General features: G+C 49.0%; 1 protein-coding gene. It reads left to right on the plus strand.

What is annotated here, in order from left to right; genetic code table 11:
- Positions 1–203: 203 nt before the first annotated feature.
- Positions 204–510: VWA domain-containing protein (locus CIK04_RS34885; RefSeq protein ID WP_325205998.1), on the plus strand; the 307-nt coding region annotated here is incomplete at its 3' end.

The following is a 510-nucleotide window of genomic DNA, read 5'->3' on the forward strand; positions in this document are numbered from 1 at the left end:
TTTGTATTACGGAGAAATCATGTCTGAACTGATTTTTCTTGAGCCCAAATGGCTATTCGGTTTGATTGTCCTACCTGTCGCTTGGTTATTTTGGCGCTTTAAAAGGCAAGCATCGCAAGGCCCAGTGGCAGCCCATCTTAGCCAAACACCAACAAAAGGTGCAAAAAGCGCCTGGTCAATACTATTGTGGTTGAGCGCTTGGGTTGTCGCCATCCTTGCGCTGGCATCACCAAGCTGGCAACACACCACGCGCCCCAACTTCAACAGCGATCAAAATCGGGTTGTGCATGGATATGTCGCAATCCATGTATGCGCAAGACATTGCGCCAAGCCGTTTACAACAGGCAAGGTATAAGGCGCTCGACCTACTTCCGCAATGGAAAGAAGGTAATACCGCATTAATTGCTTATGCAGGCGATGCCTATTTGCTTAGCCCACTGACCAGTGACAGCCAGACGTTAGCGAATCTCATCCAGAACCTATCGCCTGACATCATGCCCTATCAAGCTC

The organism is Vibrio sp. 03_296 (assembly GCF_002265885.1).